Annotated in this window: 29 protein-coding genes; 14 read left to right on the top strand and 15 right to left on the bottom strand. The window is 70.5% G+C overall.

Annotated features, from left to right (window positions below; all coding sequences use genetic code 11):
• Positions 1 to 19: 19 nt before the first annotated feature.
• The gene (gene mce, locus F0U44_RS00170) at positions 20 to 475 is read left to right on the top strand and encodes a methylmalonyl-CoA epimerase (protein ID WP_149726267.1); all 456 of its coding nucleotides are present in this window, start codon (positions 20 to 22) and stop codon (positions 473 to 475) included.
• Positions 476 to 487: 12 nt separating this feature from the next.
• Here the strand turns inward: mce and F0U44_RS00175 are convergent, their stop codons facing one another.
• From F0U44_RS00175 to F0U44_RS00185, 3 genes are read right to left on the bottom strand one after another with little or no spacing between them, the layout of a single operon-like run.
• Complete coding sequence (locus F0U44_RS00175) at positions 488 to 1,342, bottom strand: 5-oxoprolinase subunit C family protein (protein WP_149726268.1); 855 nt, start codon at positions 1,340 to 1,342, stop codon at positions 488 to 490.
• Positions 1,339 to 1,983, bottom strand: a complete 645-nt coding sequence (locus F0U44_RS00180; RefSeq protein WP_149726269.1) for a 5-oxoprolinase subunit B family protein — start codon at positions 1,981 to 1,983, stop codon at positions 1,339 to 1,341. The genes F0U44_RS00175 and F0U44_RS00180 overlap by 4 nt, the downstream gene beginning before the upstream one ends.
• Positions 1,980 to 2,717 carry a LamB/YcsF family protein gene (locus F0U44_RS00185; protein WP_149727454.1) on the bottom strand — a complete coding sequence of 246 codons (738 nt, stop codon included), beginning with the start codon at positions 2,715 to 2,717 and terminating at the stop codon, positions 1,980 to 1,982. The genes F0U44_RS00180 and F0U44_RS00185 overlap by 4 nt, the downstream gene beginning before the upstream one ends.
• A 131-nt stretch (positions 2,718 to 2,848) precedes the next feature.
• Between F0U44_RS00185 and ccrA the strand changes: the two genes are divergently transcribed.
• The 4 genes from ccrA (at position 2,849) to F0U44_RS00205 (ending at position 9,487) form a co-directional block, all read left to right on the top strand.
• The gene (gene ccrA, locus F0U44_RS00190; RefSeq protein WP_188113240.1) at positions 2,849 to 4,189 is read left to right on the top strand and encodes a crotonyl-CoA carboxylase/reductase; all 1,341 of its coding nucleotides are present in this window, start codon (positions 2,849 to 2,851) and stop codon (positions 4,187 to 4,189) included.
• A 25-nt stretch (positions 4,190 to 4,214) separates the two neighbouring features.
• Entirely contained in the window at positions 4,215 to 6,974 is a 2,760-nt protein-coding gene (locus F0U44_RS00195) for an MMPL family transporter (RefSeq protein ID WP_149726271.1), read from the top strand.
• A gap of 129 nt (positions 6,975 to 7,103) precedes the next feature.
• The gene (locus F0U44_RS00200) at positions 7,104 to 8,312 is read left to right on the top strand and encodes a coiled-coil domain-containing protein (RefSeq protein ID WP_149726272.1); all 1,209 of its coding nucleotides are present in this window, start codon (positions 7,104 to 7,106) and stop codon (positions 8,310 to 8,312) included.
• Entirely contained in the window at positions 8,309 to 9,487 is a 1,179-nt protein-coding gene (locus F0U44_RS00205; RefSeq protein ID WP_149726273.1) for an AI-2E family transporter, read from the top strand. The genes F0U44_RS00200 and F0U44_RS00205 overlap by 4 nt, the downstream gene beginning before the upstream one ends.
• On the opposite strand, the gene F0U44_RS23660 is transcribed toward F0U44_RS00205, so the two are convergent.
• Positions 9,465 to 9,587 (bottom strand): hypothetical protein, encoded by a 123-nt coding sequence (locus F0U44_RS23660; protein ID WP_281292611.1) that lies wholly within the window; start codon positions 9,585 to 9,587, stop codon positions 9,465 to 9,467. The genes F0U44_RS00205 and F0U44_RS23660 overlap by 23 nt on opposite strands.
• 7 nt (positions 9,588 to 9,594) lie before the next feature.
• On the opposite strand from F0U44_RS23660, the gene F0U44_RS00210 reads away from it, so the two are divergent.
• Positions 9,595 to 10,881, top strand: coding sequence for a glycosyltransferase family 39 protein (locus F0U44_RS00210; protein WP_149726274.1), 1,287 nt, complete (start codon positions 9,595 to 9,597; stop codon positions 10,879 to 10,881).
• On the opposite strand, the gene F0U44_RS00215 is transcribed toward F0U44_RS00210, so the two are convergent.
• The 3 genes from F0U44_RS00215 to F0U44_RS00225 are packed head-to-tail and all read right to left on the bottom strand — an operon-like array spanning position 10,882 to position 13,433.
• Positions 10,882 to 11,928 carry a hypothetical protein gene (locus F0U44_RS00215; RefSeq protein ID WP_149726275.1) on the bottom strand — a complete coding sequence of 349 codons (1,047 nt, stop codon included), beginning with the start codon at positions 11,926 to 11,928 and terminating at the stop codon, positions 10,882 to 10,884.
• Positions 11,928 to 12,440, bottom strand: a complete 513-nt coding sequence (locus F0U44_RS00220) for a SigE family RNA polymerase sigma factor (protein ID WP_188113241.1) — start codon at positions 12,438 to 12,440, stop codon at positions 11,928 to 11,930. Before F0U44_RS00220 ends, F0U44_RS00215 begins: the two co-directional genes overlap by 1 nt.
• A gap of 27 nt (positions 12,441 to 12,467) precedes the next feature.
• Complete coding sequence (locus tag F0U44_RS00225) at positions 12,468 to 13,433, bottom strand: EamA family transporter (protein WP_246160203.1); 966 nt, start codon at positions 13,431 to 13,433, stop codon at positions 12,468 to 12,470.
• Between the two features lie 38 nt (positions 13,434 to 13,471).
• Here F0U44_RS00225 and F0U44_RS00230 point away from each other — a divergent pair, with 38 nt between their 5' ends.
• On the top strand, positions 13,472 to 14,011 hold the full coding sequence (locus F0U44_RS00230) for a CGNR zinc finger domain-containing protein (RefSeq protein ID WP_149726277.1): 540 nt from the start codon (positions 13,472 to 13,474) through the stop codon (positions 14,009 to 14,011).
• Here F0U44_RS00230 and F0U44_RS00235 read toward each other — a convergent pair.
• Positions 14,008 to 14,793: an alpha/beta fold hydrolase gene (locus F0U44_RS00235; protein ID WP_246160205.1), complete on the bottom strand. Its 786-nt coding sequence runs from the start codon at positions 14,791 to 14,793 to the stop codon at positions 14,008 to 14,010. The genes F0U44_RS00230 and F0U44_RS00235 overlap by 4 nt on opposite strands.
• 141 nt (positions 14,794 to 14,934) lie before the next feature.
• On the opposite strand from F0U44_RS00235, the gene F0U44_RS22800 reads away from it, so the two are divergent.
• Together F0U44_RS22800 and F0U44_RS22805 are read left to right on the top strand one after the other, a co-directional pair.
• On the top strand, positions 14,935 to 15,426 hold the full coding sequence (locus F0U44_RS22800) for a hypothetical protein (RefSeq protein ID WP_188113242.1): 492 nt from the start codon (positions 14,935 to 14,937) through the stop codon (positions 15,424 to 15,426).
• A gap of 8 nt (positions 15,427 to 15,434) precedes the next feature.
• Complete coding sequence (locus F0U44_RS22805) at positions 15,435 to 15,914, top strand: DUF4189 domain-containing protein (RefSeq protein ID WP_188113243.1); 480 nt, start codon at positions 15,435 to 15,437, stop codon at positions 15,912 to 15,914.
• Between the two features lie 60 nt (positions 15,915 to 15,974).
• Here the strand turns inward: F0U44_RS22805 and F0U44_RS00245 are convergent, their stop codons facing one another.
• Entirely contained in the window at positions 15,975 to 17,147 is a 1,173-nt protein-coding gene (locus F0U44_RS00245; protein WP_149726280.1) for a 3-hydroxyacyl-CoA dehydrogenase NAD-binding domain-containing protein, read from the bottom strand.
• 48 nt (positions 17,148 to 17,195) lie between these two features.
• On the opposite strand from F0U44_RS00245, the gene nucS reads away from it, so the two are divergent.
• The 3 genes from nucS to F0U44_RS00260 are packed head-to-tail and all read left to right on the top strand — an operon-like array spanning position 17,196 to position 18,937.
• Positions 17,196 to 17,951 carry an endonuclease NucS gene (gene nucS, locus F0U44_RS00250; protein WP_246160207.1) on the top strand — a complete coding sequence of 252 codons (756 nt, stop codon included), beginning with the start codon at positions 17,196 to 17,198 and terminating at the stop codon, positions 17,949 to 17,951.
• A 14-nt stretch (positions 17,952 to 17,965) separates the two neighbouring features.
• Positions 17,966 to 18,352: a nuclear transport factor 2 family protein gene (locus F0U44_RS00255; protein WP_149726282.1), complete on the top strand. Its 387-nt coding sequence runs from the start codon at positions 17,966 to 17,968 to the stop codon at positions 18,350 to 18,352.
• A 30-nt stretch (positions 18,353 to 18,382) separates the two neighbouring features.
• The gene (locus F0U44_RS00260) at positions 18,383 to 18,937 is read left to right on the top strand and encodes a DUF952 domain-containing protein (protein WP_149726283.1); all 555 of its coding nucleotides are present in this window, start codon (positions 18,383 to 18,385) and stop codon (positions 18,935 to 18,937) included.
• Here the strand turns inward: F0U44_RS00260 and F0U44_RS00265 are convergent.
• From F0U44_RS00265 to F0U44_RS00275, 3 genes are read right to left on the bottom strand one after another with little or no spacing between them, the layout of a single operon-like run.
• Positions 18,934 to 19,860 (bottom strand): FAD-dependent oxidoreductase, encoded by a 927-nt coding sequence (locus F0U44_RS00265; RefSeq protein ID WP_149726284.1) that lies wholly within the window; start codon positions 19,858 to 19,860, stop codon positions 18,934 to 18,936. The genes F0U44_RS00260 and F0U44_RS00265 overlap by 4 nt on opposite strands.
• Positions 19,861 to 19,900: 40 nt before the next feature.
• Positions 19,901 to 20,425, bottom strand: a complete 525-nt coding sequence (locus F0U44_RS00270; protein ID WP_149726285.1) for a ferritin — start codon at positions 20,423 to 20,425, stop codon at positions 19,901 to 19,903.
• Positions 20,426 to 20,447: 22 nt separating this feature from the next.
• Complete coding sequence (locus F0U44_RS00275) at positions 20,448 to 20,648, bottom strand: hypothetical protein (RefSeq protein WP_149726286.1); 201 nt, start codon at positions 20,646 to 20,648, stop codon at positions 20,448 to 20,450.
• Between the two features lie 85 nt (positions 20,649 to 20,733).
• Here F0U44_RS00275 and F0U44_RS00280 point away from each other — a divergent pair, with 85 nt between their 5' ends.
• The gene (locus tag F0U44_RS00280) at positions 20,734 to 21,093 is read left to right on the top strand and encodes an ArsC/Spx/MgsR family protein (RefSeq protein ID WP_246160209.1); all 360 of its coding nucleotides are present in this window, start codon (positions 20,734 to 20,736) and stop codon (positions 21,091 to 21,093) included.
• A gap of 3 nt (positions 21,094 to 21,096) precedes the next feature.
• Here the strand turns inward: F0U44_RS00280 and F0U44_RS00285 are convergent, their stop codons facing one another.
• Positions 21,097 to 23,121, bottom strand: a complete 2,025-nt coding sequence (locus tag F0U44_RS00285) for a protein meaA (protein WP_149726287.1) — start codon at positions 23,119 to 23,121, stop codon at positions 21,097 to 21,099.
• A 68-nt stretch (positions 23,122 to 23,189) separates the two neighbouring features.
• Positions 23,190 to 23,501: an STAS domain-containing protein gene (locus F0U44_RS00290; RefSeq protein WP_149726288.1), complete on the bottom strand. Its 312-nt coding sequence runs from the start codon at positions 23,499 to 23,501 to the stop codon at positions 23,190 to 23,192.
• Positions 23,502 to 23,656: 155 nt separating this feature from the next.
• On the opposite strand from F0U44_RS00290, the gene F0U44_RS00295 reads away from it, so the two are divergent.
• Positions 23,657 to 24,238, top strand: coding sequence for a cob(I)yrinic acid a,c-diamide adenosyltransferase (locus F0U44_RS00295; RefSeq protein ID WP_149726289.1), 582 nt, complete (start codon positions 23,657 to 23,659; stop codon positions 24,236 to 24,238).
• 3 nt (positions 24,239 to 24,241) lie between these two features.
• Here the strand turns inward: F0U44_RS00295 and F0U44_RS00300 are convergent, their stop codons facing one another.
• Positions 24,242 to 24,847 carry a hypothetical protein gene (locus F0U44_RS00300; protein WP_149726290.1) on the bottom strand — a complete coding sequence of 202 codons (606 nt, stop codon included), beginning with the start codon at positions 24,845 to 24,847 and terminating at the stop codon, positions 24,242 to 24,244.
• Positions 24,848 to 24,868 lie beyond the last annotated feature (21 nt).

The raw sequence follows: 24,868 nt of genomic DNA on the forward strand, positions 1-24,868 counted from the left end.
CTCTCGGCACAATGTCGCCATGAGCTTGAGCGACGTCCAGCACCTCTTCACCGCCATCGACCACGTCGGCATCGCGGTGCCCGACCTCGACGAGGCGATCACGTTCTACACCGAGACCTACGGCATGACGGTCGCGCACGAGGAGACCAACGAGGAGCAGGGCGTGCGGGAGGCGATGGTGCGCGTCGGCGACACCGACTCCTGCATCCAGCTGCTCGCGCCGCTCTCCCCGGACAGCACCATCGGCAAGTTCCTCGACCGCAGCGGCCCTGGCCTGCAGCAGCTCGCCTACCGCGTGGCCGACATCGACGCTGCCTGCGCGACGCTGCGCGAGCGCGGCCTGCGTCTGCTCTACGACGTCCCGAAGCGCGGCACGTCCAACAGCCGGGTCAACTTCATCCACCCCAAGGACGCCGGCGGTGTCCTGGTCGAGCTCGTCGAGCCCGCTCAAGGTGGAGCCGACGCGCACCACTGATCCGCAGGGCCGTCAGGCCCACACGAACCCGACCGTCTCCCCCGGCCTGAGCTGGGCGAGGCGGTCGGTGTCGTTGTCGACGACGACCGCGACGACGGGATAGCCACCCGTCACCGGGTGGTCGGGCCCGAAGACGACCGGCTCCCCGGTCGGCGGGACCTGGATCGCGCCGCGGACGGCTCCCTCGCTCGGGAGCTGGCGGGCTGGGTCGGTGAGGTCGAGCCGTGCCCCGGTGAGGCGGACGCCGACCCGGTCCGACGCAGGCGCGATCGTCCAGGTGGTCCGCACCAGCACGTCGGCGTCGCGCACCCAGGCGTCGCGCGGACCGCGCACCAGGCGGAGGAGGGGCCTGTCGTCGTAGGCACGCGCGGGGACCGCGTCGACGCGGATCTCGTCTCCCGGGTGATCGCCGACGGGCAGGCGGTCGCCGGCCGCGAGCGGCGCGGGCCCGAGGGCGGCCAAGGTGTCGCGCGAGCGAGAACCGAGGATCGGCGCGAGGTCGAGACCGCCGCGGACAGCGAGGTAGGAGCGGAGCCCGTTGGCGGGGATGCCGAGGCGGAGCCGCTCCCCCGGACGGAGCGCGAGGACGGCTCCGGTGGCCTCGCGTCGACCGGCGACCTCGACCGGCACCGGTGCGCCGGTGACGGCCACCCACACGGTGCCGTCGCGAGCCTCCACCTCGAGACCGCCGAGGGTCACCTCCACAGCAGCCGCACCGGGACGGTTGCCGACCAGCCGGTTGCCCAGGTCGTACGACGACCGGTCGGCCGCGCCCGATCGACCCACCCCGATCGCGGCCAGCCCCGGTCGCCCCGCGTCCTGGACGAGGCAGGGGCCGCCGGTGCCGATGACGTGCAGCGCACTCATGCGACCACGAAGCGCACCCGGGCGCCCGGCGTCAGCAGGGCGGGCGGATCGCGGTCGAGGTCCCACATCCGCGCATCGGTGCGCCCGATCAGCTGCCAGCCGCCCGGCGACTCGCGCGGGTAGACCCCGCTGAACTCCCCCGCCAGCCCGACCGCTCCGGCGGGGACCCGGGTGCGTGGGCTGTCGCGGCGCGGCACCACCAGCCGCGGGTCGCCGCCCACCAGGTAGCCGAACCCGGGCGCGAACCCCCCGAACGCCACCCGCCACGGGCTCGCCGTGTGCGCCGCGACCACCCCGGCTTCGCCGAGTCCCGTCAGCTCGCCGACGTGGGAGAGGTCCGGGCCGTCGTACTGGACCGGGATCTGGATCTCGGGGTGCTCGGACTCGCGTTGCACCTGAACTTTCGGTCCCTTTTCTCGCATTTCAAGGGCCGAAAGTTCAGGGGCAACGCGAGTCCGGAGCGCAGCGAGGTCGATTCCGGGGCACGCTCGGACCAGGACCGTGCGGGCGCCGGGGACGAGGTCGTCGACGAGGTCGGCCAGGTCGGGCGCGACCGCGAGGGCATCGACGCAGGCGACGACCGCGGCGGTGTCCGGCAGCTCCAGGAGCAGCGCGCGGTCGCCGTAGGGCAGGACGTTCATGCGAAGGAGCGCACCGTGAAGCCGGCGGCGTTCAGGGCACCGTGGACCTTCGCGGCGATCGCGGGAGCACCGGGGGTGTCGCCGTGCACGCAGAGCGACTGCACGACGCCCTCCCGAGCGAGGCGAAGGGCCTGCTCGGCGGCCTCCTCCGGATCCTGGAGTACGGCGTCGGGCTCGCTGCGCGGCACGAGCGACCCGTCGTCGCGGTAACGCCGGTCGGCGAAGCCCTCCCCCACGACGGGCAGCCCCTCGGAGGTGGCGATCTCCAAGAAGAGCGATCCGGGGAGGCCGAGCACCGGCAGTCGGTCCAGGTCGACGGCAGCGTCGACGACCGCCCGCGCCTGCGCCTCGACCCGGTTGACCGCGTGGTAGAGCGCGCCGTGCGGCTTGAGGTAGCGCACCGTGCTCGGCGCAGCGAGCGCGCGCAGGGCGCCGACCTGGTAGCGAACATCGGCGTGGAGGTCGGCAGGATCGATGTCGACGAAGCGCCGTCCGAAACCGGCGAGGTCGCGGTAGCCGACCTGGGCGCCGATCGTGACCCCGTGCGTCGTCGCGAGCGAACAGGTCTCGAGCAGCGTTCGGGGATCACCGGCATGGAAGCCACAGGCGACGTTGGCGCTGGTCAGGTGGGGCACGAGTGCCGCGTCGTCACCGAGCCGCCAGCGGCCGAATGACTCCCCCACGTCGGCGTTGATGTCAATCTCGGGACCAGCGGACCGGCGACCTTCCTGCAACGTCACCCCCCTATCGTGGCGCACACAAGGCGTGAGACGCCCGTCACGAACTCACCACCGGACGGTTACTCATGGGTAATCTTCCCGGCGGCCGTGCCCATTTTCCGATTGCAGCCAGGGAGACAACGACCGTGCAGCACATCCTCGACGCCATCCAGGCGGACGACACCTCCGCCGAGGACTTCGCGAACCTCGAGCTTCCCCAGTCCTACCGCGCCGTGACGGTGCACAAGGACGAGGTCGACATGTTCGAAGGCATCGCCTCGAAGGACAAGGACCCCCGCAAGTCGCTCCACGTCGACGAGGTCCCGCTCCCCGAGCTCGGCCCCGGCGAGGCGTTCGTGGCCGTCATGGCGTCCGCGATCAACTACAACACCGTGTGGACCTCGATCTTCGAGCCGGTCTCGACCTTCGGCTTCCTCGAGCGCTACGGCCGCGAGTCGTCCTTCGGTGCGCGCCACAACCTCGACTACCACATCGTCGGCTCGGACCTGTCCGGCGTCGTCCTGGCCGTCGGCCCGGGCGTGACCAAGTGGAAGGCCGGCGACCGCGTCGTCGCGCACTGCCTCTCGGTCGAGCTCGAGGCCCCCGACGGTCACAACGACACGATGATGGACCCCTCGCAGCGCATCTGGGGCTTCGAGACCAACTTCGGCGGTCTCGCCGACGTCGCGATGGTCAAGGCCAACCAGCTGATGCCGAAGCCGGAGCACCTCACCTGGGAAGAGGCCGCCTCCCCCGGCCTGGTCAACTGCACCGCCTACCGCCAGCTCGTGTCCGCCAACGGCGGCAACATGAAGCAGGGCGACAACGTCCTCATCTGGGGTGCGTCGGGCGGCCTCGGCGGCTTCGCGACGCAGTACGCCCTCAACGGTGGCGCCAACCCGATCTGCGTGGTCTCCAACGAGGAGAAGGCCCAGATCGTGCGCAACATGGGCGCCGAGATGGTGATCAACCGCTCCGAGCTCGCTCCGCAGTTCTGGAACGAGGAGGGCACCAAGCAGAACCCGAAGGAGTGGCAGCGCTTCGGCAAGGCCATCCGCGAGCTCACCGGCGGCGAGGACATCGACATCGTCTTCGAGCACCCGGGCCGCGAGACCTTCGGCGCCTCGGTCTACGTCACCCGCAAGGGCGGCACCATCACGACCTGCGCGTCGACGACCGGCTTCATGCACGAGTACGACAACCGCTACCTGTGGATGAACCTCAAGAAGATCATCTCCAGCCACTTCGCCAACTACCGCGAGTCGTGGGAGGCCAACCGCCTCATCGCGCAGGCCAAGATCCACCCGACCCTCTCGCGCACCTACAAGCTCGAGGACACCGGCCAGGCCGCGCTCGACGTGCACCACAACAAGCACCAGGGCAAGGTCGGCGTCCTGTGCCTCTCGCCCGAGGAGGGCCTCGGCGTGAAGAACGCCGAGCTCCGCGAGCAGCACATCGACAAGATCAACCTGTTCCGCGGCATCTGAGGTGACGCGCCGCTAGATTGCGGCTGTGATCGACCGCTGGGCCGGGATCGTCGGGCGACATGCTCGACTGATCCTGGCTGCAGCGGTCGTCCTCGTTTTCGGGGCTGCGGTCTACGGCGCCGGCGTCATGGACGACCTCGGCCGAGGCGGTTTCGAGGATCCCGACGCCGAGGGCTACCGCGCTGTCGAGGCGGAGCAGACGCTGTTCGGCAACCACCAGCCCGACGTCGTCGCGATCTACTCCAGCGACGCGCTCGACGTCGATGACGCGGACTTCCAGATCGCCGTCGAGGAGGTCGTCCTCCGCCTCCAGGACCAGCCCGAGGTCGTGCGCACCGTGCCGGCCGTCGACGCCCCGCCCGACACCTGGATCACCTCGCCGGACCGGCACGCCATCCAGGTCCACATCTCGCTGGCCGGCGACACCCTCAACGAGCGACTCATCAACTATGACGAGATCGCGCCGCTGCTGAACGCGACCGGGCTCGAGACCGACCTCGCGGGCCTGTATCCGGCGCACGCCGACGTCAACGTCATCACCGAAGAGGACCTCAAGCAGGCGGAGCTGATCTCGCTCCCCCTCGTGGTGCTGCTCGCGCTGCTGATCTTCGGCAGCCTCACGGCATCGGCGATGCCCGCTCTCCTCGGCATCGTGGCGCTGCTCGTGTCGATCGCCATGATGCGCGTTCTGACGCTCTTCACCGACGTGTCGATGTTCTCGATCAACGTCATCTCGCTGCTCGGCATCGGCCTCGCCGTCGACTACTCGCTCTTCATCGTGAGCCGCTTCCGCGAGGAGCTCGCGCTGCTCCCGCCCGACGACCCGGCCTCGTCCCGCACCGCCGTCGCACGCACGCTCGCCACGGCAGGGCGCACCGTGATGTTCTCCGGGCTGGTCGTCGCGGCCTCGATGTCCAGCCTGCTCGTCTACCCACAGATCTTCTTGCGGAGCATGGGGTACGGCGGCATCGCCGCCGTGCTGATCGCGATGCTCGCCGCGATCACGGTGCTGCCGGCCATCCTCGTGCTCCTCGGCCGGCGGATCGACAAGGGCCGGCTGCCGTGGCGCAAGAGCTGGGACATGCCCGAGCCCGCCGGCGACGACGGTCGGTGGGCGAGGCTCGCGCGTGCCGTGATGCGCCACCCCGTCGCCGTGCTCGCCGTCTGCGCCGTCGTCCTGCTGGCGATCGCCTCACCGTTCCTGGGCGCGAAGTGGGGTGGCATCGACCACCGGATCCTGCCCGAGGACGCGCCCTCCCGGATCGCCGCGGAGAAGCTCCTCGAGTTCGGGCCCGAGACGTCGCTGGCCACGGCGGTGCTGGAGGACGTCGACCGGGAGACGGTCGACCGTTACGTCGCCGACGCCGAGGGCGTCGACGGCGTCACCGCGTTCGTGCTCGAGGAGGACGGCAACGCTGCGCTGGTGCGGATGCTGTGGACCGGCAACAGCCAGTCGGAGGATTCCCAGGACATCGTCGCGGACCTGCGCGACATCGAACCGTCGACCGGCTCGGCGCTGGTCGGCGGCCTGACCGCCGACACGGTCGACCTGGTCGCGTCCGTCCACGGGCACCTCCCGCTGATGGGCGGGATCGTGCTGCTGGTCATGCTCGTACTGCTGTTCGTGGCCTTCGGGTCGCTGGTGCTGCCGATCAAGGCCGTCGTGATGAACGCCTTCTCGATCACCGCGTCCTTCGGGGTGGTGACGTGGATCTTCAACGACGGCCACCTCTCGAGCCTGCTCGGCTTCACCTCGCCCGGCTTCTTGGAGGCCACCAACCCGATCCTGATGCTCGCCATCATCTTCGGGCTCTCGATGGACTACGAGGTCTTCCTGCTCTCCCGGGTACGCGAGCGGTGGGACGCGACCGGCGACCACGAGGGCGCGGTCGCCAGCGGCGTGCAGTCGACGGGCCGGATCATCACCAGCGCCGCGCTGCTGCTCGGCGTCGTCATCGGAGCCTTCGCGACGGGCGACATCGTCTTGATGAAGATGCTCGGCGTCGGGATGGTCGTCGCGCTGATCGTCGACGCCACCATCGTCCGGGCGCTGATGGTGCCCGCCACGATGGCCCTCCTCGGCCGCCTCAACTGGTGGGCGCCCGGGCCGATGCGGCGCTGGTGGGAGAAGCACGGGTTCCGCGAGGGCGCGGTGCTGGCGCCGGCCGGTCCCGGGCTACCGCCCCCACCGCCGCCACCCTCGACCCAGGCTCCGCCCCCGCCACCGCCTCCGCCGTCCGCTCCGCCCGTGGCACCGGTCGCGACCGTCACGACGCTCGCCGATCGACTGCTCACCGCACGGTTGACCCTCCGGGAGTCCACCGAGCTGGTCGCGTCCCTCGCCCGCTCGCTGGTGAGCTCTCCGCCGCCCGGTGGAGCACACGGCGCGATCGGTCCGGCCGGCGTACTGCTGGGGCCGGAGGGGGCGCGGCTCACCACGGCGCCGCCCGACCCGGCGTACGCCCCGCCCGAGGCTGCGGCCGGCCCGACACCGACCGGCGACGTCTACGCCCTCGGCAGCCTGCTGTGGGCGGCCGCGACCGGCGCACCGCCCTTCAGCGGCGCGACCCTCGAGGACCTGCGTCGCGCGCAGGTCTCCCAACGGGTGCCCCAGCTGCCCGGGCGCGAGCCCCTCACGCTGGCCGTCAACCGGGTCCTGCGGCTCGCCGTGACCCGCGACCCGAGCCGGCGCTACGCCAGCGCCGCGGCGCTCCTCCACGACCTGGAGATCGCGCTCGGCCTGCCCGAGCCGACGCCGCAGCCGACGCCGGAAACGCCGCACTAGCAGGCGTTGTGGGCGGAAACTCCCACAGCACCGGGCGAAATGCGTGGGTCGGGGGTGGGTTATCGCCATCCCATCAGGGATCATGGACGAGACCTCGCTGAACCCGACCCCCATTGGAGCTTCCCCAGCATGAGCGACCAAGGTCTGTCGATCTTCGACGACGAGCCCGGCCGCGAGTCAGCGGACGCAGAGTCGAAGTCCCACCAAACCGACACAGAGACGACCCAGGTGATGCCCGTGACCGCGTCCGCCCCCGCCCAGCCGGCCCAGCCCGCCGAGCCGACGCAGCCCGCACCCGCGCGGCCCGCGCCGACCCGAGCACCGGTGCCGCAGTCGGCAGCACTGCCGCTCGTCCGACGCGGCGGCTATGACACGGCGGCGGTCGACGCGCAGATCCGACAGCTCTCGAGCGAGAAGGCTGCGCTGGGGGCCAGCCTGACCGAGTCCGAGCACCGGGTCCTCGAGCTCGAGGCCGAGCTGAAGACGGCGAAGGCCGAGCTCGCCGAGAGCGACAACCCCTCCTACGCCGGCCTGGGCGGCCGCGCGAGCGCCATGCTGCGGCTGGCCGAGGAGGAGGCCGACGACATCCGCGGGGCCGCCGAGCGCGACGCCGCCGAGATCCGCGACCAGGCGACCCGCGACGCCAAGGCCGTCCGCGCCGAAGCCGCGCGCGAGGCGCAGGACATGCGTGCCGTCCAGTTGCGCGAGCTCGAGGAGAACCGCACGCGCCTCCTCGAGAACGCCGAGCAGGAGCTCGCCCTGGCGCGCAGCACCGCCACCGACGAGCTCGCCAGCGCCAAGCGCGAGGCCGACCAACTCCGGCTCGCGGCCCAGCAGGAGGCCAGCGAGCAGCGCAACGCCGTGCAGCGCGAGGTCGAGCAGGCCCGCGCAGCCGCCGACCGTGAGGTCCAGGAGGCCCGCCGCACCCTGGCCGTGGAGAAGGAGCGCCTCGCCCGCGAGGCCACCGACCACCACAACACCGCGGTGTCGGAGACCCGGCGCCTCGTCGAGGAGGCCGAGCAGCGTGCGGCCGCCGCCGAGCAGCGCGCAGCCGAGGCCGGCAAGCAGGCGGCCGAGAACCGGGGCGCCGCGCAGTCGGAGTCCGAGGCCCTGCTCAGCCGCGCCCGTCGCGAGGCCGAGCAGATCGTCGCCTCCGCCCGCACCCAGGCCGACGCGATCACCGCCAGTGGCGACGCCGAGCTGCAGCGCCAGCTGGCCGCCACCCGCGCCGAGCTCGAGCGGGTCAGCAAGCGCCGTGACTCGATCACCGCGCAGCTGTCCTCGCTCGCCGAGCTCGTGGCCGGCTTCGGCGGAGACGAGTCCGAGGACAAGAGTTGAGCTTCGGCCGGCGGCGGGCGGCCGCCCCGCAGGGTGGCGCGTCCGCGGCCGGCCCCTCCACGGTCGCCCCGACCGAGGAGCAGGCACCGATCGACGGGGCCGCCGCCGTACCTCTGCCTCTTCCGTACGGCGAGCCGGGCGCGCCCTTCGACAAGAAGTCGCCGTTCTACATCGGCTTCGTCGGTGGTCTCGGCCTGCTGCTGGCCTACTGGCTGTTCCAGGCGCTGATCGGCATCGGCTCGGTGCTGATGCTGGTCGTCGTCTCGTTCTTCCTGGCGGCCGGGCTCAACCCGTCGGTCGAGTTCCTCGAGCGTCGCGGAGTGCGCCGGTCCTGGGCATGCGCGTTCGTGATCAGCGCGGCGCTCGGCACGGTCGCCCTCTTCATCGTCGCGATCGTGCCCGTCATCGCCGACCAGATCCAGGCGCTGACCGACAACGCGCCCATCTGGCTCGACGAGCTGGAGAAGAACCAGAACGTCCAAGACCTCAACGACGAGTACGAGATCGTCGACAAGGCCAAGGCTTTCATCACCGACGGCGACTTCATCGCGACGCTCTTCGGCGGCGCGCTGGGCTTCGGCCTCAAGATCATCTCGGCGCTCTTCAACGCCTTCATCATCGTCGTGCTGACGCTCTACTTCCTCGCGTCGCTCAAGACCACCACCCACGCGATCTACCGGCTCGCTCCGGCCTCGCGACGCGATCGGGTGGAGAAGCTCGGCGACAAGGTCATCCACAACATCGGCGGCTACGTCTCCGGCGCCTTCGTCGTGGCAATGTGCGCCGGCATCAGCTCGCTGATCTTCCTGCAGTTCACCGAGATCCGTGAATACGCCGTCGCGCTGGCCTTCGTCGTGGCCGTCCTCGACGTCATCCCGATGATCGGCGCCACGCTGGGCGCTGTCATCGTCTGCGCCATCGCCTTCGCCACCGACGTGAAGAGCGGCGTCGCGGCGGTGATCTTCTACGTGATCTACCAGCAGGTCGAGAACTACGTGATCTACCCGCGCGTGATGGGTCGCACCGTCGACCTCCCCGGCGCGGTGATCGTGATCGCTGCCCTGGTCGGCACCGCCCTGCTCGGCGTGGTCGGCGCGCTGCTCGCGATCCCCGCAGCGGCCGCGGTGCTGCTGATCATCCGCGAGGTCGTCATCAAGCAGCAGGACCTGCGCTGAACCCGCGCCCGACCGCGGCTGCACTGGTCGGCTCGCTGACCGCCGCGATCGGGCTGATCGGCGCCGGTGGACCGACGACGTGGACCGACGAGGCGATCACCCGCTCGATGGTGCGTCGTCCCCTCGGTGAGACCTTCGAGGTGCTCGGCAACATCGACGCCGTGCACGGGTTGTACTACCTCGTGCTGCGCATCTGGAGCGTGGTCGCGGGCGACTCGATCGTCGCACTGCGGGCCTTCAGCGCGCTCGGTCTGGGCGTCGCCGCCGCCGCCACGGTCCTGTTCGTCGCGCGCTACCGCTCCCTCAAGGTCGCGGTAGCCGCCGGCCTGGTGGTCGGGATGCTCCCCGGCCTGACCTGGACCTCAGTCGAGGCACGCGGTTACGCCTGGGCCGCAGCCCTGGCCATCTTCGCGACCCTCGCCCTCGACGTGGCCGAGGAGCGCGACACCCGCCGCTCCTGGCAGGTCTACGGTGCCGTGGCACTCCTCGCGTGCTGGTGGCACCTCTACCTCGTGCTGCTGATCGTTGGGCACGGGATCACGATCGCGATCTGCCGTCCCGACCTGCGGCGCACCTGGCTCGCCTGTGCGGGCGCCGCGGCTGCCGGGGTGGCTCCCCTCGCGTGGCTCGCCTGGCGTCAGCGCGACCAGGTCGCGTGGCTCGACGACCTGCGCTACTCCTGGTCCATCGTCCTCGAGAAGGTCCTGGCCGGCAGTTACCCCGACTCGGTGGGCGACCTGCGTCTCCCTCTCGCGCTGTGCCTGATCGTCCTCGCCGTCATCGGCCTGGTCGACCTCGGCCGGGAGGAAGGCCGGTGGCCGGTCCTGCTGCTCGGCGTGTGGGCGTTTCTCCCGATCTGCGCCGGACTGCTGTCCGCCGTCACCGACGCCGGACTGGTCCACACGCGCTACATCGGGTTCGCCGCCCCGGCGATCGCTCTCCTGGCGACCCTCGGCGCGGCCCGACTGGGTCGCCCCGTCGCCCTCGGTGTGGCGCTCGCAGGCTTCGTCGTCGCCGTACCCCTGCTGGTCGCGCAGCGCGCCGACGACGCGCGGCCCCACGACCTGCGCGCCGTGGCCACGAGCGCGGGCCTCGCCCACCCCGACGCCGTCCTCTTCACGGCACCGGCGGCCCGGACGGTCGCTTACGCCTACCCGCGGCCGTTCCTGGAGGCCGAGGACCTCTCCGCGGTCCGCCACCCCGCCCCCGACCCGTTCTTCGACAAGACACGCGACCCGCGGACGCTGGCGCCCTACGACGTCGCCGGGCGCCGGATCGTCGTGATCGGCACGCGCGAGGTCCCCGACGCACCTGCCCTGCGCACCCTGGGCTGCCTGCCGCAGCACCTCCACCGCGACCGCGGCTACCAGGTGTGGCTCTACCTCTGCCCCTGATCAGCCCTGCGGGCCGATGAAGTAGAAGAGCGTGCTGCGCACGCCCGGGTCCACCCACGGACTACCACGCTCGGGCGACATCCTCACCAGCGCTCCTCCCAGGTCGACGTAGTGACAGGTGGGAGCCAGGACGACGCGGTGCTGTTGGCGCCCGCTGCCGTAGAGATCATCGAAGCTTCCGGACAGCACGACGAACTCGTCGACCACACAACCGTCGCCGGTCGAGGCGGAGATGCGGTAGGCAGATTCGACCGTGTCCGCCAAGACGGTGCCGTCGATCTCGCGGGCGTAGGCCAGTTCGAACGGACCGCCCGCCTCCTGGATTCGACGGTAGGCACACAGGACGCTCGGAGCAGGGTCGCCCAGGCCCTCGCGCGTCAGGCTGAGATGACCAGAAGGGACCTCGTCCAGGGTCGGCTCACAGAGCTGCTGCTGGCGCGCGGTCGCCAGGACCTGCTCCCGCAGACCCGCGTCGTCCGACCCGACCGTCACTGTCGTGCCGGCCACCTCGATCGTCTCCTGCACGTAGCCGTTGTCCCACTCGTAGGTGCCGGGCTCGACGTTGCCGCCCAGCCAGACGTACGGCGCGGTGGGCTGCCAGCCGCTGCGCAGGTAGGTGCACACGTCGGTGAGCGTGATCGGCCGCCCGACGTAGCCCGGCGGACCGCCGGGCGCGCACACGATCAGTGCGTCGTAGGAGGTGGGAGCGCCGCCGTAGCTCCAGTTGGCAGGTACGTCGACCGCGACTCCGCTCCAGTACTCCGTCCGCCATCCGGCGGCCGGCGGCGCAGGGTCGGCGCTCGTCGTACCGGAGTCGGCGATCGCCGGTGGCTCCAAGGCGTCGTCGGACCCGCCGCGGGTAGCGAGGACGACGACGCCGACGACCAGCACGACAGCGGCCGCAGCCGCACCGATGCTCCACCGGGCGCGACGACGGTGGGCGACCGACTCCCGGGCCCGCGCAGCCACCGGCGCGGACAGGTCGGTGCCGTCCGCGTGAGCGGCGAGCCCTGCTCGCAACGTCTGCTCGACATCCCGATCGTCCATCACGCACCTCCTCGATCATCGGCCTCGAGCTCGCGGCGCAGTGCCGCCAGTGCTCGGTGGACGTGGGAGCGGACCGTCGCCTCGGCGACGCCGAGGATCGTCGCGATCTCGGGATAGTCGAGGTCCTCGTAGAACCGCAGCACCACCGCCGCCCGCTGTTGGGTCGGGAGCGCCGAGCACATCCGCCAGACGGCGTCGTGCTGGACCACGGCCGCGGCCGGGTCACCGCCCGCCGTCGACCGCACCTCGGCGACCGGCGACTCCCGCCGACCGGACCGTCGCCACGACGAGATGTGGGCGTTGACGACCATCCGACGCACGTAGGCGTCGGGGTCGTCGCGCCGGCTGACGCGCGCCCACTTCTCGCACGCGCTCACCAGCGCCGACTGCACGGCATCCTCGGCGGCGACCTGCGAGCCCGTGACCAGGTAGGCGAACCGGAGCAGCGCGGCGATCCGTGCCTCGACCCAGGCGTCGAAGCCCGCCTCAGCAGGCGTCGCGAGCTCGGTCACTCCCACATCCACGCACGACTGACGCGGTCAGAGGGGGATCTGTTGCACCTCGGGGGTGGATTTCTCGCCGAGCTTCACACCGACCACGCCGGCGAGCACCAGCAGTCCGCCGATCGCCTGCAGCGGGCCGGGCAGCTGGCCGAGCAGCAGCCACGCCCACAGGACACCGGCGACGACCTCGGAGAGGGCGACGAAGGAGGCCAGGCGGGAGCCGAGCAAGCGCGCGGCCGCGATGCCGGCGACATAGGCGAACGACGCGGTGACCAGACCGAGGAGGACCAGGGGCACCCACCAGTCGACCTCGACACCGGCGTAGTCGACCGAAGCGCGGACCGCGCGCAGCGGCAGTACCCCGAGGAGCCCGAGCACGCCGAGCAGGACCCCACCCACGACCAGGCCGCCTGCGGCAAGGGTGATCGGCGGGAGACCGGTGGTGTCATCGGCAGAGATGACGAAGTAGCTCGCGGCGCCGACCATGGCGGCGAGCGCCCAGGCGACACCGCCCGCGTGCAGACCGATGCCGGCGAAGACGTCGAGCACGAGGAGGAGGCCGACGCCTGCGACGGCGGCGCCCGCGATCGTGAGCCGCCCGGGACGCTGGTGGTGGCGGACCCACAGCCACACGACGACGCCGGCGGGCGCGGTGTATTCGATGAGGAGCGCGGGGCCGACCTCGAGGTACTGGACGGCGGAGAAGTAGCAGAACTGCGCGCCGGCGACGGCCAGCACGCCGTACATCGTCACGAGGCCGAGGTTGCGCCCGAGGAGTGCCCAGTTGCCCCGGAGAGCGGCCACGCCGAAGGGCAGTACGACGGCCGCACCCACCCCGATCCGGACCAGCACCACCGCACCGGCGCTCCACCCGGCGTCGAGCAGCGGGGAGACCAGCGCGCCGGAGAGCGCGAACGACATCGCCGACAGGAGGGCGATGGTGATCCCCGACGCCGAGCGGGGCGGGACCGCCACCACTGCGTCATGAGTCATCGTCGCCATAGCCAATGACAGTAGAGCCGATGCAGTAACCTGTCAACGTGGTATTCGCTCATGACACCGCGATGGCGCTCCAGGCGGCCGTCACGCTGGTCAACTCCGCCCTCGAGCCGGTGACGCTCACGACGCCCGACGAGCTCGACGAGTTCTTGTCCGACTTCGGCTACACCGGTCGTCACGACGGCGACCAGGCCGAGGTCGACGCGGTCCGAGCGATCCTCCCGCACCTACGCGTGCTGCTGACCAGCGGCCGTGACAACGCCGCCTCGCTGGTCAACGAGATGCTCTTCCAGGCGAAGGCGCTCCCCCAGCTGTCCCGCCACGACGGCTACGACTGGCACCTCCACGCCGTCGCCCCGGACCGCCCGCTCGCCGACCGGATCACGGTCGAGACGGCGATGGCGATGATCGACGTCATCCGGGCCGACGAGCTCTCGCGACTCGGCATCTGCGCCGACGACGACTGCGAGGGACTGGTCCTCGACCTCTCGCGCAACCGCTCGCGGCGGTTCTGCTCGACCGCGTGCGGCAACCGCAACGCGGTCGCGGCCTACCGGGCCCGGCAGGCGTCGGCCACCTAGTCGACGAAGCGGCGCAGCACCTCGAGGAAGATCGCCGGCTGCTCCGAGTGCACCCAGTGCCCGGCGCCCTTCACGGTGACCCGTCGGACGCGCGGGAAGTAGGCCTCCATGGCCGGCGCGTAGTCGGCGAGCACGTAGCGCGACTCGGCCCCGCCGACCCACAGCACCGGGCCGTCGTACGGCGCCTCCTGCTCGAGCGCCGCCGTCGGCCAGCCGCCGATGTCGTCGATCTGGTCGCGGAGCAGCTCGAGGTTCGGCTGCCAGTGCCACCGGTCGCCCTCGCGGCGCAGGTTCTGCAGCAGGAAGCCGCGGACGACCGGGTCGGGGACGGCGTCCTGCAGCGCCGCGTCGGCGGCTCCCCGGCCCTCGAGCGTCGTCAGGTCGATCGCCAGCATCGCGTCGATGAACCGCGCGAACTCCGTGGTGTGTTGGTAGGCAACCGGCGCAACGTCGACCACGCACAGCCGCTCGACCAGCTCGGGATGCCGCAGCGCGAGCGCCATCGCGGTCTTGCCGCCCATCGAGTGGCCGACCAGGACCACCGGGTCGTCCGCACTCAGCAGCTCGGCGACCTGGTCGGCGGCGGCGAGGTAGTCGAAACGGTCGCTCCACGGCGACCGGCCGTGGTCGGGCATGTCGACGAGCAGCACCCGGTGATCGGCGGCCAGCGCCTTCGCGTGCTGCGTCCAGTTGCGCCCCTGGCCGAAGAGGCCGTGACAGAAGACGATGCGGCTCCCCTGCGGGTGGGCGGAGTCGCCGTAGGAGGTCGTGTGGAGCGGCACGCGCACCAGTCTTTCAGGCGTGCCGCGATGACCAGCAACCGAACACACCCGCCCAACGCCTGCGCGGTTGAGAGTCATGAGTCAAGATGGAGCCTGAGATCCCCCAGAGACCCGCACTGAATTCCGATCCTTGGAGAAATCTTGCGATCCACCCTGCTCGTCCGCGCCGTGCTCTCCCTGGCGGCGGCCTTCCTCCTCGGCGGCACGCTGCTGGCCGCGCCGGCCACCTCGGTCGCACCCGAGCGCGCGGCCACGACAGCGTCCCGCGCTCCCGGCTGCATCCCGCACTGCTGGGTCGCGATCTCGTTCAACCCCGAGACGCTGCGCAGCGGCTGGACGCAGAACGGCAACTGGGGCACCCAGGCCGGAGCGTCGTCCTCGGCCTTCAACCACTGCAAGAACCGCCCGGTCAACAAGGGACATGCCCGCGCGTGCGTCCGGCCCTCCGAGCGCAAGGTCTACAACCAGAACGGCTGCGTCGCGGTCGCCTGGCGGATCCGCAACGAGCAGCTCGCGGAGTGGGCCAAGGGCAAGGGAGACGGCCCCAAGGCCGCGTCGCGCGCCGCGAAGCGCGAGGTCGACGGCCGAGGCACCATCAACGTCGGCTACGCCTGCGCGCCGCGCCGCTTCTAGGTAGCGCCATGCGATCCCCCCATCGCCTCCGCGCGGCCCTGACGTCGGCAGCTGTGCTCCTCGCCGCTGCGACCGCACTGGTCGCGGCCCCGCCGGCTTCAGCGTCGGCGCCCTCGGACCAGCAGCGCGTGATCGGTTGCGAAGCGCCCCGCTGTTTCGGCGCGATCTCGTTCAACAAGCGCACCGGCGTCGCCGGCATCGCCAACGACAAGGACGGTCGGCCCAAGTCGATCCGACTCGCCCAGCGCGCCTGCCGGGCGAAGTCCGAGCGCACCTACGGCTCCCCCGGCCAGTGCACCGAGGCGGGCTCGGTCCAGAACGGCTGCATGGCCGTCGCTTTCCGCGTCCTCGGCGACGAGATCGTCCAGTGGCAGACCGAGTTCGGCCACACCAAGCGCGAGGCCAAGTCGGCCGCCCACGCGGCCGTGGCCGGCGAGGGTTCCCGCTACTTCGCCGCCTGGCTCTGCACCACCCGCAACTACTCCTGACCACCAACGACAGCGGCCCCGCACCGAGGTGCGGGGCCGCTGTCGTCGTACGGAGATGGATCAGGCGTAGACGTGGAATCCTTCGCCGGTCTTGCGGCCGAGCTTGCCCTCGGCGACCTTCTGCTCGAGCAGAGCGGCCGGGGTGAAGCCGGGCTCCTTGAACTCGGCGAGCAGCTCCTGCTGGATCGCGAGCGACACGTCGTTGCCGACCACGTCGAGCAGCTGGAACGGACCCATCGGGAACTTGGCCTGCTCCTTGATCGCCGCGTCGATCTCGTCCATCGTCGCCGCGCCCGACTCGAGGAGCGTCACAGCGTCGTTGAGGTAGGGGAAGAGCAGGCAGTTGACGATGAAGCCCGAGCGGTCACCGCAGGACACGGCGACCTTGCCGACGTTGGCGCACAGCGCCAGCACGGTCTCGTTGACGTCGGGGGCGGTGTCGTTGGTCGTGACGACCTCGACGAGCTTCATGATCGTGGCCGGGTTGAAGAAGTGCATGCCGATGACGGCCTCGGGGCGCGAGGTGACCTCGCCGAGCTTGGTGATCGGCATCGACGAGGTGGTGGTCGCGAGGATCGCGCCGGGCTTGCAGATCCGGTCGAGGTCCTTGTAGAGGTCGGTCTTGATGCCGAGGTCCTCGGCGATGGCCTCGACGACGATGTCGACGTCGGCGAGCGCCTCGCGCTCGGTCGAGCCGCTGATCCGGCCCAGGACGTCGGACTTGGTGTCCTCGGTGATCTTCTCCTTCTCGACGAGCTTGGAGAGGCCCTTGTCGATGAAGGCGATCACGCCGTTGATCTTGTCGTCACCGCGACCGACGAAGACGACGTCGTAGCCGGCCTGCGCAAAGACCTGGACGATGCCCGAGGCCATCGTGCCGGTGCCGACAACGCCGACCTTGCGGATCTCCTGCTTGAACTGGGGCGCGGCGGCCTCGGCGCCCGCGGCCTCTTCGGCGAAGGTACGACCCTCGGTGGCGAGCTTCTCGAGCAGCTCGGCCGGCTCGTGCAGGTGGTCGCCGGTCTCGGCGAAGCGAGCGGCGAGCTGGTCGCGCACGGTGGCGGCGCCGAGCTCGTCGATCACGGCCAGCGGGCCCTGCGGGTAGCCGCAGCCGAACCGCATGCCGGCGTCGATGTCGGTGCTCGAGGCGTACGACGCCTCGTACATGCGCACCGCGTGGTTCAGGTACGGCAGCACGAGGGTGCCGAAGATCTGCTCGTTGGTCAGCGTCATGCAGGCAGTGTCGCAAACCCGGACGGTCGTTTCTACCGGCTGGTAACTATGCGAGACGGTCGGGTGATCGGCCAGGCGCGGACCGTGGGTCAGGTCACTGTAGGTTGGGCGACCGTGAGACTCGTCGTCGCGCGCTGCCAGGTGGACTACGCCGGCCGCCTCACCGCCCACCTCCCGATGGCCACCCGGGTCCTGATGATCAAGGCCGACGGCTCGGTCCTGGTCCACTCCGACGGTGGCTCCTACAAGCCGCTCAACTGGATGTCGCCGCCGTGCACGGTGCGCGAGGGCACCAACGACGAGGGTGCGGTCGAGTGGACCGTGACCGCCAAGGCCGCCAAGGGCGCGACGCCCGACACCTTGCGGATCCTCATCGAGGAGGTCCTCCACGACTCCCAGCACGACCTGGGCATCGACCCGGGCCTGCAGAAGGACGGCGTCGAGAAGCACCTCCAGGAGCTGCTCGCCGAGCACCCCGGCACGCTCCTGCCGGGCTTGTCGTTGGTACGGCGGGAGTTCCCCACCGCCATCGGTCCCGTCGACCTGATGTGCCGCGACGCCGACGGCGTGAGCGTGGCCGTCGAGATCAAGCGGCGCGGAGAGATCGACGGCGTCGAGCAGCTCACCCGCTACCTCGAGCTCCTCAACCGCGACCCCCTGCTCGCGCCCGTGCGCGGCATCTTCGCCGCCCAGGAGATCAAGCCCCAGGCCCGCGTCCTCGCGGGCGATCGCGGCATCACCTGTGCCCTGGTCGACTACGACGCTCTCCGCGGCCTCGACGACCCCACCGACCGTCTGTTCTGAGGCAGAATCGGCAGATGGACGCCGACGAGACCATCCGGCAGTACGCCGAGGCGTGGGGCCGGGGCGAACCCGACGCGGCCTTCGAGTTCTACGCCGACGACGTCGTCATGCGACTCCCCGGGCGAGGCTCGTTGGCCGGCGTCCACGAGGGCAAGCCGGCGGTCATCGCGGCGATCCGCGCGCTGCTGGCCCGGACCGATGGCATCCCGGTCACCGTCGAGGTCATCGATCGGCTCGTGTCGGCCACGTCGGTCGCGATGCAGCTGCGCGAGGTCGCCACGCGCGAGGACGAGACCCTCGACCTGCGACGGGTCAACGTCTACCGGGTGCGCGACGGCAAGATCGTCGACATCGACATCTACGAGGCGCACCAGTACGACGTCGACGAGTTCTTCGGCTGATCAGGGTCGGCCCACTAGCCTCGTCGCACCATGGCCACGATCTTCCATCTCGCCCTCGCCTCGGACTGGGCGGCCGCCCAGCAGTCCGGCGCCTACACGATCTCCACGCTCGGCCGGTCGCTCGCCGAGGAGGGATTCATCCACGCCAGTCGGGCCGACCAGTGGACGGCGGTGCGGGAGCGTTTCTACGGCGACGTGGTCGAGCCGCTCCTCCTGCTCCAGATCGACACCGGGCGGCTCGACGTGCCGGTGATCGAGGAGCCGCCGGCGCCGGGGGTCACGGAGACGTTCCCGCACATCTACGGGCCGCTCCCGGTCGGTGCCGTCGTCAAGGCGATCCCGCTGTCCGACGTCGCAGACCCGACGATGCCGACGCCCGCTCGGGAGGCCTCGTTCAGCCGCTACTTCCTGGGCGAGATGTACCGCAACATGACCCTGATCCTGCTCGTCATGGTGTTCGTGATGATCGGCTTCGCGATCAGCACTGCCTTCGGCGACAGGATCGCGCCGCTGATCGGCATGGCGACCGGTCTGGTCGTCGGCGTGCTGTCCGCACGGGCGATCTACCGGCGGCGGCATCCCTAGTCCAGCAGGCTGACGACCTCGTCGGCGCAGCCCCAGCTGAGGGTCACCCCAGCACCGCCGTGCCCGTAGCAGTGCACGACGTCGCCCTCACGGTCCAGCCGCACGGACGGTCGAGCCGGCCGAAGGCCGACGCGGTGGCCGATGACCCGCGCGCGAGCCAGCTGCGGCACGAGGGTGGTGGCGCGCTCGAGGATCGCGCGCGCGGTGTCCGGATCAGGCGTCCGGCTCCAGTCGCCCCGCTCCTCGGTGCCACCCACGACGATGTCGGAGGACCGCGGCACGACGTAGAGGGGCGCACCATCGCTCCCCGCCAGCCACCACCGATCCAGACCGAACTGCTCGACGACGACGACCTGGCCGCGCACCGGCACCACCGTGTGGTCGCCGGCGAAGAGCCGTGCGCCGAGGCCGGTGCAATTGAGCACGACATCGGCGCGACCTTCCCCGGGCGCGGGGAGAGCGGACAGGTTGCGGCGGCTCAGCGTGCCGCCGAGCGCCTCGAGGCGAGCGGTGAGCCAGCGCAGGTAGCGCGGCATCTCGATGACGGGCGCGCGGAAGGACCAGCCGTCGCCGTACCCGTCGGGGAGATCCGCAGGCGCGACCCGCGCCAGCGAAGGTACGGCGGCCGCCCACCACGGATCCGCCTCGGGGGCGCCGAAGACCTCCGTGCCGGGGAGCACGTGGACCCCGCTCTCGGGGTCGGACGCCAGAGCCGAGAACACCTCGTAGGAGCGCGCCGCCCAGCCGGTCACGCGGTCCTGCGGGAGAGCCAGGTAGGGATACCAGAGCGCAGCGGCCACGGCCGAGGTCGTCTCCAGCGGCAGGTCACGAGCGACGACGTCGACCCGGTGACCGGCCTCAGCCAGCCGGACGGCGCAGGTCAGCCCGACAACACCCGCGCCGACGACGTGCACCCGGGACACGGTTTCGAGGCTCGCTTCGCTCGCGCCTCAACCAGCCTCGTCAGGCTCCGGCCGCGGGCGGAGCGGTCGGGTCGGCGGCGCCGCCGCCCTGCTCACGCGCGACGTATTCCTCGATGTCGTTGAGGTCGTCCTGGCTGCGAGTGACGATGGTGAGCAGGTCGCTCATCGTGGCGACCTCCTCGACCTGCTCCTTGATGAACCAGCCCATGAACTGCTCCGAGGCGAAGTCGGACTCCTCGCGCGCGATGCGCAGCAGGTTGTTGATCTGCTCGGTCACCCGCTTCTCCTGGTCGAGCGCGAGCTTGATCGGCGCGATCACGTCGGCGAAGTCGGAGACCGGCGCCTCGACCGCGGGGATGGAGACGGCCGCGTCGGTGTCGAGGAGGTACTGCACCATCATCATCGCGTGCTCGCGCTCCTCGAGCGCCTGCGCGTAGAAGAACGCCGCCGTCTGCGGCATCGTCAGGGCGTCGTAATAGACGGCGCACGCGAGGTACTGGTTGTGCGCGGCGAACTCGTTGCCGATCTGCGCGTTGAGCTGTTCGGTGAAGCGGGTGGCAGCCATGGGCGGAACCTTATCCAAGACCTCAGGCGGCCTTCTGGAGATCCTTCTTGGAGGCCTTCTTGCCGTTCTTGGTGCTCACGACCACGCGCTTCTTGACCGTGAACCCGTCGGGCATCGTGCCTTCCTTGAGCATGCGCAGGGGGCAGCGGCCGCACTTCGACTTCGAGATGCAGCACTCGGTCTTCGGCACCTTGCATGCCTTCGACTTCTTGCTCTTGCCCATGCCGACGATGGTACGCGGAATAGGTGAGGCTTGCCTATGTTGGGTCCGCCACATGAACGCCGACACGGCCCCCTAGGCTGCCCCGGTGATCGAGATCTGGTTGAACCCCGCCTGCTCGAAGTGCCGTACGGCGGTCAGCGAGCTCGACGCCGCCGGCAAGGACTACGTCGTACGCCGCTACCTCGACACTCCCCCGACGGTCGCCGAGCTCGAGGACGTGCTGGCGCGGCTCGCCCTCGAGCCGTGGGACATCGCGAGGACGGCCGACGCCGGCAAGCTCGGCCTCGCCCTCCCGGCGAAGGACGAGGAGCACCGCGGGGAGTGGCTCGAGCTGATGAGCACCGAACCGAAGCTGATCCAGCGCCCGATCATCACCGCGTCCGACGGCACGACCGTCGTCGGACGCGACGCCGCCTCGGTCGCGAAGGTGATCGACGCCGGCTAGCGGTCAGTCGAGACCGTTGGCCTTCCGGATGACCTCGACGATGCCGCCCATGATCTCGGTCAGGCCGTAGTCCTTCGGGGTGTAGACCGCCGCGACGCCCTGCTCGATCAGCTTCTTGCCATCGGACTCGGGGATGATCCCGCCGACGATGACCGGCACGTCAGCCATGCCGGCCTCACGCAGGCCGTCGAGCACGCTCGGCACCAGCTCCATGTGCGAGCCCGAGAGGATCGACAGGCCGACGCAGTGGACGTCCTCGGCCACGGCCGCGGCCACGATCTGCTCCGGCGTCAGACGGATGCCCTGGTAGATGACCTCGAAGCCCGCGTCACGAGCGCGTACGGCGACCTGCTCGGCGCCGTTGGAGTGGCCGTCGAGTCCGGGCTTGCCCACGAGGAGGCGCAGGCGGCCGTTGGCGTGACCGGCGAGCTCCTCGCCGGTCTTCCGGACGGCCTCGCGCACGGTGGTCAGCTCGGCGCCCGCCTCAGCGACGCCGACCGCGCCGGAGACGCCGGTCGGGGCGCGGAACTCGCCGAAGACCTCGCGCAGCGTGCCGGCCCACTCACCGGTGGTCGCGCCCGCCCGAGCGGCAGCCAGGGTCGCGGGCATCAGGTTGGCGCCGCTCTTGGCGTCCTCGACGACCTGGGCCAGCGCGGCGGCCACCTCGGTCTCGTCGCGCTGTCCCTTCCACGCCACGACCGATGCCCGAGCAGCCTCGTCGGCCTTGGGGTCGGCGGTCATGATCGCGTCGTCGAGGTTGGCCGTCAGCGGGCTGGGCTCGGTCGTCTCGAACTTGTTGACGCCGACGATGATCTCCTCGCCCGCCTCGATCCGCGCCCGGCGACGGGCGTGGGAGGAGACCAGCTCGGACTTCATGTAGTCGACGGCACCCATCGCGCCGCCCATGGCCTGGACCCGATCCATCTCGGCCCGGGCGCCCGCCTTGAGCTCGGCGACCTTCGCCGCGATGACGTGCGAGCCGTCGAAGATGTCGCCGTACTCGAGCAGGTCGGACTCGAAGGCGAGGACCTGCTGCAGCCGCAGCGACCACTGCTGGTCCCAGGGGCGCGGCAGGCCGAGGGCCTCGTTCCACGCCGGGAGCTGGACGGCGCGCGCACGCGCGTTCTTCGAGAGCGTCACGCCGAGCATCTCCAGCACGATGCGCTGGACGTTGTTCTCGGGCTGCGCCTCGGTGAGGCCCAGGCTGTTGACCTGGACGCCGTAGCGGAACCGGCGCATCTTCTCGTCCTGGACGCCGTAGCGCTCCCGGGTGATCTCGTCCCACAGTTCGGTGAAGGCCCGCATCTTGCAGGTCTCCTCGATGAACCGCACACCGGCGTTGACGAAGAACGAGATCCGGCCGACGACCTTCTCGAAGTCGTCGTCACCGACCTGGCCGGAGTTCTTGACCTGGTCGAGTACGGCGATCGCGGTGCACAGCGCGTAGGCCAGCTCCTGCGTCGGCGTCGCGCCGGCCTCCTGCAGGTGATAGCTGCAGATGTTGATCGGGTTCCACTTCGGGATGTAGTTGACCGTGTAGGCGATCATGTCGGCGATCAGCCGGAGCGAGGCCTCGGGCGGGAACACGTAGGTCCCGCGGGAGAGGTACTCCTTGATGATGTCGTTCTGGGTCGTGCCGGCGAGGAGCTGGGCGACCTCGGCCGGCTCCATGTCGGGGTTCTGCTCCTCGGCGACCACCTGGTACATCGCGAGCATCCACATGGCGACCGCGTTGATCGTCATCGAGGTGTTCATCTCGGTGACGGGGATCTGGTCGAAGAGCTTGCGCATCTCGCCGAGGTGCGGGATCGGCACGCCGACCTTGCCGACCTCACCGCGCGCCATCGGGCTGTCGGGGTCGTAACCGGTCTGCGTGACCAGGTCAAACGCGACCGAGAGACCGGTCTGCCCCTTGGAGAGGTTGTTCCGGTACAGCGCGTTGGAGGCCTCAGCCGTCGAGTGACCGGCGTAGGTGCGCATCACCCACGGACGGTCCTTCTGGGGCTGGGTGCTCGAAGACTCGCTCATAGCGCGAAGCCTAGATGCTTGGCTACCCCTGGGTAACTCAACGGACGTGTGGGGTTTTCAACACACCGTCAGGCAGAAATCGCCTCGCGCTCGATCTCGAAGAAGCGGATCAGATGGGTCAGGTGCAGCATCCGGCGCACCGCCGGGCACGAACCGCGCAGCACCATCCGCTGCCCGTCGCGCAGCGCGAAGCGGCTGGCCACGGCCAGCACCTTCAGCGCGGTGAGGTCGACGGTGTCGACCTCGGTGAGGTCGATCGTGATCGCACCCTCGTCGTTGCTGCGCAGGTGGTCGTAGACCGCGTTGCGCACCTGACTCGTGCTGCGGACGTCGAAGTCACCGCTCAACACCAAGGTCGGGCCGTCGGCCATGATCTGCATGTCCTCCCCTTCCGCCTCATCAGCGTGGTCTTCTCCCGAGACGCTGTGGTGTCTCTACCCACCATGACGCCTCACATGCCCGATCGGTTGCATGTCAGGCCCAGATCGCCCCGGTGTGTCGTCGGTCACACTGCCTCCGGCCGTAGGCTCGGCGCATGGTCAACCTCACGCGCATCTACACCCGCACCGGCGACGCCGGCGAGACCCGGCTCGGCGACATGAGCGTGACTTCCAAGCTCGACCCGCGCCTGCAGGCCTACGCCGACGTCGACGAGGCCAATGCCCAGATCGGCGTCGCACTCGCGACCGGCGGACTCGAGGACGACGTCGCCGCCGTCCTGGTCCACGTGCAGAACGACCTCTTCGACGTGGGTGCCGACTTCTGCAATCCCGTGGTCGCCGACCCCGAGTATCCGCCGCTGCGGATCGAGCAGGACTACGTGGACCGGCTCGAGCGGTGGTGCGACCACTACAACGAGATGGTCCCGGCGTTGCGCTCGTTCATCCTCAACGGCGGGACGCCGGCGGCAGCGCACCTCCACGTCGCCCGCACGGTCGTACGCCGTGCCGAGCGATCCGCCTGGGCGGCCTACGCCGAGCACGGCGAGTCCATGAACAAGCTCGGGATCACCTACCTCAACCGGCTCTCCGACCTGATCTTCATCCTCGCCCGCGTCGCCAACCGCGAGCAGGGCGACGTGCTGTGGGTGCCCGGGGGCGAGCGGGGCGAGGTGTAGCCATCACCTGCTGACGGTCACCGACCAGGCCATGTCCCCGGTGGCCGAGCTGCTGATGTCACCGCTGGGACAGTCCATACCCAGGTTGGCGGTGTGCGGCCCCTTTCCGAGCGCGACCGTCCCGGCGAACACTTCGCCCGCCGTGCCGTGCCCGTCAGTGAAGGACAGGGACGCGACCACCACGCGGGTCCCCGGCACCGGCAGCCCGTCGACGTAGAGGCCTGCGTTTCCGGACCCGGACGTACAGTCCTGAGTCAGGGCCGAGACGATCCCCGTGATCGCGGCATGCCCTGAAGCGGGCATCGTGAACTCGAGCGGTTGGTAGCGGTCCGGGTAGTCCGGTGCCGCCACGGGATCACCGAGCTGACCCGCGAAGTCGACCGACGTGACTTTCGCGGTGGTCCGCGGAACCACTCCCGGCTTGATCTTCAACACCCCGACGGCTTCGTCGTCGAGCTTGTTGGTGGTGACCGCTTCGCGCTGCAGCTGGGCGGTGCCGACGCTGTCTCGCGGCAGCTCCGCGACGGCGTAGGAGGTGCCGCCGGTGGCGACCACCAGCGCGAGGTAGCCGACCACGTTGGACCGCAGGTGGTTGAGGAGAATGCTCATGCGTCGGATCCTCCGCCTGTC

The sequence above is a fragment of the Nocardioides humilatus genome (genome assembly GCF_008373755.1).
In the GTDB taxonomy this organism is placed as follows: Bacteria; Actinomycetota; Actinomycetes; order Propionibacteriales; family Nocardioidaceae; genus Nocardioides; species Nocardioides humilatus.